The 3,894-nt window shown below is 51.3% G+C and carries 6 protein-coding genes; 2 read left to right on the top strand and 4 right to left on the bottom strand.

The window, feature by feature from the left end:
• On the bottom strand, nt 1-285 hold a 285-nt coding region (locus tag BUB55_RS13565), incomplete at its 3' end, for a hypothetical protein (protein ID WP_143152881.1).
• A gap of 446 nt (nt 286-731) precedes the next feature.
• Between BUB55_RS13565 and BUB55_RS13570 the strand changes: the two genes are divergently transcribed.
• Nucleotides 732-2,132 carry a fibrobacter succinogenes major paralogous domain-containing protein gene (locus tag BUB55_RS13570; RefSeq protein WP_073192394.1) on the top strand — a complete coding sequence of 467 codons (1,401 nt, stop codon included), beginning with the start codon at nt 732-734 and terminating at the stop codon, nt 2,130-2,132.
• A gap of 73 nt (nt 2,133-2,205) precedes the next feature.
• Here the strand turns inward: BUB55_RS13570 and BUB55_RS14400 are convergent, their stop codons facing one another.
• The 3 genes from BUB55_RS14400 to BUB55_RS13580 form a co-directional block, all read right to left on the bottom strand.
• Nucleotides 2,206-2,382 (bottom strand): hypothetical protein, encoded by a 177-nt coding sequence (locus BUB55_RS14400; protein ID WP_159432003.1) that lies wholly within the window; start codon nt 2,380-2,382, stop codon nt 2,206-2,208.
• Between the two features lie 90 nt (nt 2,383-2,472).
• Nucleotides 2,473-2,697: a DUF167 domain-containing protein gene (locus tag BUB55_RS13575; RefSeq protein ID WP_073192396.1), complete on the bottom strand. Its 225-nt coding sequence runs from the start codon at nt 2,695-2,697 to the stop codon at nt 2,473-2,475.
• A 24-nt stretch (nt 2,698-2,721) separates the two neighbouring features.
• On the bottom strand, nt 2,722-3,255 hold the full coding sequence (locus BUB55_RS13580; protein WP_083597047.1) for a DivIVA domain-containing protein: 534 nt from the start codon (nt 3,253-3,255) through the stop codon (nt 2,722-2,724).
• A 160-nt stretch (nt 3,256-3,415) separates the two neighbouring features.
• Between BUB55_RS13580 and BUB55_RS13585 the strand changes: the two genes are divergently transcribed.
• A complete protein-coding gene (locus BUB55_RS13585; protein ID WP_143153085.1) occupies nt 3,416-3,823 on the top strand; it encodes a hypothetical protein in 408 nt (135 codons plus the stop codon).
• Nucleotides 3,824-3,894: the final 71 nt, after the last annotated feature.

A 3,894-nucleotide genomic window follows, 5' to 3' on the forward strand; every position in this document is an offset into this window, starting at 1 on the left:
TACGCGCACCTTCGCCTTGCCGCCCGCGATGTACACGGAACCGCCCTGGCTGGACCACTTCTTGAAGCCCTCCCTGGGGTGGTATGCTGCACCGCCGAGCTGTTCCCTTTCGGCCAGGAGTATCGCCTCCACGAGCCTTGCGCCCATCTCCCTCGACAGCGCGTCAAGGCAGCTTTTCCCCTGTTCGGCAAGGTCGGCCAGAACCACCCCGATACTGGTCGAAATGTCGATTTCTTCGCGGCGGACGATTGACAGTTTTGGGGTTCTTTTTGTACTTTTCATCATGGTGGTTATCCTCTTGCTTGGTGTTTTTTTGCTGAACCAAATTTACAAGTTGGAGACCACCTTTTTCTTTTTGGTTGCAGAAATTTCAACTAACTTTGGGGCATCTTCACGAACGAGTAAAAGAATTTACCAAGGGAATGACTGTCGTCAAGTCGATTGTTGTGCCTGGTAAATTGGTCAACATCGTTGTCAAGCCGGCATAAAAATGAGCCTGCCCCGGCCCTGAATCAAGTTCAGGGGTTCCGGGGTGAAGTCCATCGTGGTCCCGGGCAAGCTCGTGAACATCGTGGTCAAGTAAACCCGGCCCCACCCTTAGTGTCATCCCCGACTTAGTCGGGGATTTTTTGTTGATATTTCTGGATTATCCTGAAAAGACGATATGTATATTTATTCTAGAAATCTTCGTTAATGAAGGTTGGCTCCATGCGGAGCAAAAAGGAGTACGTATGAAAAGATTTATAGTTTCGTTTGGTCTTGCGATTCTTTTTGCGGCCTGTAGTGGAGATAACGTGAGTTCCGTTGACAAGCCTGAAGCAAGTGATTCTTCGTCAAGCGTTGCGCCGGTGTCCAGCAGCAAGACGGTTAAATCAAGCAGTAGCAACGATGTGGTTGAATCGAGTAGCAGTGCCGATGCTTTGCCAGATACGGTATTGGTGGACGAACGGGATGGTCAAACTTACAGAATCGTTAAAATCGGCGACCAGACCTGGATGGCAGAAAACCTGAATTATGAAACGGAAAATAGTTTTTGCTATAACGATTCGTCCGAGTACTGCGAAACGTATGGCCGCCTCTACACTTGGGCCGCGGCGGTCGGGAAAACAGAAAAGGAATGTGGCAGCAGTTTATGTGGCCTGCCCAGAAGAAACGTGCAGGGGGTATGCCCTGACGGCTGGCATCTGCCATCGCACGAAGAAATGGATGACTTTGTCTACACTGTGGGGAAATTTCCACTTGTAACCGCTATAATCAAGTCGCGGACCGGGTGGGACGATGGGTCGAACGGTACGGACGATTTTGGCTTTTCCGCACTGCCTGCGGGTTTTCGCAATATTGTAGGGGGATATGCCGGCAAAAATAGCGCCTATTTCTGGATGGCTAAAGAGGACCGTCAAGAAACGGCTTATAAGATGGGCGTGATTGATGGCGATCCAACGGCTACTTGGGGAAGTGATAACAAGAAACTCGCGTTCTCTGTACGTTGCATCAAGGACAAGGAACTGACTTTGAAGGATTGGAGCTGGGATGTGCCGAAGGATGTCCGTCTGAATCCGGATGTTGCATACGACAGCGTTAAGGATTCTCGCGATGGCAATGTTTACAAGACTGTAAAAATAGGTGACAAGGTCTGGATGGCCCAAAATCTGAATTATGCCGACAGCGTGAAAACCCCTAGCTTGAAAGGCGCAAGTTGGTGCATTGACAATGATACTGCCAACTGTAATGTGGCTGGACGCCTCTACTATTGGGAGGCCGCCGTGCAGGGCGCTTGCCTTGACGGTTGGCATTTGCCGACAAAAGAGGAGTGGAGCGCATTGATTGATACCCTTGGGGGCGCTGTGTCGGCGGGTAAACGTCTCAAGTCCATCACCGGCTGGGATAAAAACGGCAACGGCGTTGACGATTTCGGCTTCTCAGCTTTACCGGCAGGGAAGGCTTCTTCTGCGCCTTTTTATGGATTGTCATTCAGAGATGATGGCGTGGGGACTCTTTTCTGGAGTTCTACAGAAGGCGATGACGTCGGCGCGTACGGTGTATCGTTGTGGAATTATTCTGATGTGGCTGATTTGGATTACTTCTTCAAAGATCTCGGGTCATCAGTCCGTTGCGTGAAAGATTCTGAATAAACGCGAAAGGTCCAATGAAAATCGTCGTTCATGATGATGAACGCCTTGACCTTCTAAAAGAGGCTAAGAGCCTCTAAGCGATTTCAGATATTTCTACAACACCGCCGGGTCCACCCAGGCACGGAGTCAGAGTGTCAAAAGACGAACCGTCCGACTTGCGGATGATGATGAGGCTTTCTGCATCGGAAAAAGTGGAGGCGCCGGTCACAAAGGCCAGGGCGAATCCCGCAATAAAGAGTAATTTTTTCATGAATCCCATACCACACACACCGAGCCAACTACCCGGATACAAATAATATATACTGCGTGTGGTGGAATGTACAAGTAAAACTTTAAAAACTTACTTGCCGGCAATCTCGACAACCTTCTTGTTGTTGGTGCTGCCGAGGACCACCTTCACGTCGCGCTTGTGTACCTTGAAGTAGCCCGCCAAAAGCTCGCAAATGGCCTCGTTGGCGGCGCCCTCCACGGGAGGGGCCTTGACTTCGACCTTGTAGCTTCCGTCGGGGAGCGGGGTCACGCTTTCGCGCTTGCTCCTTGCGTGGACCTTGATGTTGATGCGCATTTGGTCACCTGTGCCAGGGCTGGCCTAGGCAATCACGTTGCCCACGGGCTTGATTCCCGGGACGGCCTGCGGCTTGGGCTGCTGCTTGAGTGCCTCGAGTTCGCGCTGGTCGTTCTCCATGGCGGCGAGGAGTTCCTCCTGCCCGCGGATCAGCGCTCGGCAACGGATAAAGTAGTTGTTGCGCAGCTGCTTGAGCTGCTCAATCTCGGCTCTCAGTTCTTCGGCCTCGCGCTTGGTGTTCTCTACCTCGCGTACGGCGCGGGCCTTGGCCTCGGCAATAATGAGCTCCGCCTCTTTCTCGGCGTTCGCCTTGACCTCGTCCACCGTCTTTTGCATGGTGACCACGGCGTCCTGGATGGTTTTCTCGATTTGGCGGTAGTAGTTCACGCGCTCTTCGGCAATCTTCAGCCTTTCGGTGAGGTCGGTGCGGTTGCGCGACATTTGTTCAAAAGCCGTGGCGGCTGTTTCCAGGAAGGCTTTCACCTCTTCGGCGTCAATGCCGCCAAAGTTCTTCTTGTGAAATGTTTGGTTTCGAATGTCGAGCGGTGTGAGTTCCATATAGCCCTTCTCGGAATATAATCCGTGTTGATTTTTACTCCCAAAATATAATATAAATGTATATTAAATTATTGGTAAATTAGGGAATGGGACAAATATGCTGGGTACTTTAAGGAAAATTTGGGCAGACCAGGATACCATTGAGAAAAAGTTCTTTTGGATGGTGATCGTTATGGAGGTCGTGGTGACCTTCGTTTCGGGCATTTTTACCTATTTCGAGGAACTGAGCGTCTGGGCATACCTGTCCTGTTTTGTCACGAGCTTCTTAGTCGCCGGTTTCGGGCTGCTTGCCTACAAGACCCGCGAGTACGGCCTTTGTTACATGGGCGCCTTCTACGTGATTGGGCTAGTGCTCATGCCGGCGGCGTTCTTCTTTTGCGGCGGCGTCAAGAGCGGCATGCCCATGTACTGTTCCACCCTCATGCTCGTGGGGGCGGTGGCCCCGGTCCGCGCCAAGTACAAGTGGATCGCCTTCGCTATTGTGCTCCTGTGGATGGGCGCAGCCATGATCTTCTCGCTTTCCGGTTCCGAGTACTCCAAGATGCGAATTTGTCCCTTTTTTAGTTGAAAATCCAGGTCTCCAACTGGTGTAAATCTAGGCTATTAGCGCTTCATTGTCAAGTAGTTTCATGCTCTTTT

The sequence above is a fragment of the Fibrobacter sp. UWP2 genome (genome assembly GCF_900141705.1).
In the GTDB taxonomy this organism is placed as follows: Bacteria; Fibrobacterota; Fibrobacteria; order Fibrobacterales; family Fibrobacteraceae; genus Fibrobacter.

What these genes read in the sequence shown, in the direction of transcription:
- BUB55_RS13570 (WP_073192394.1), top strand. Translation starts at nt 732, where the DNA reads ATGAAAAGATTTATAGTTTCGTTTGGTCTTGCGATTCTTTTTGCGGCC.
- BUB55_RS14400 (WP_159432003.1), bottom strand. Translation starts at nt 2,382, where the DNA reads ATGAAAAAATTACTCTTTATTGCGGGATTCGCCCTGGCCTTTGTGACC.
- BUB55_RS13575 (WP_073192396.1), bottom strand. Translation starts at nt 2,697, where the DNA reads ATGCGCATCAACATCAAGGTCCACGCAAGGAGCAAGCGCGAAAGCGTG.
- BUB55_RS13580 (WP_083597047.1), bottom strand. Translation starts at nt 3,255, where the DNA reads ATGGAACTCACACCGCTCGACATTCGAAACCAAACATTTCACAAGAAG.
- BUB55_RS13585 (WP_143153085.1), top strand. Translation starts at nt 3,416, where the DNA reads ATGGTGATCGTTATGGAGGTCGTGGTGACCTTCGTTTCGGGCATTTTT.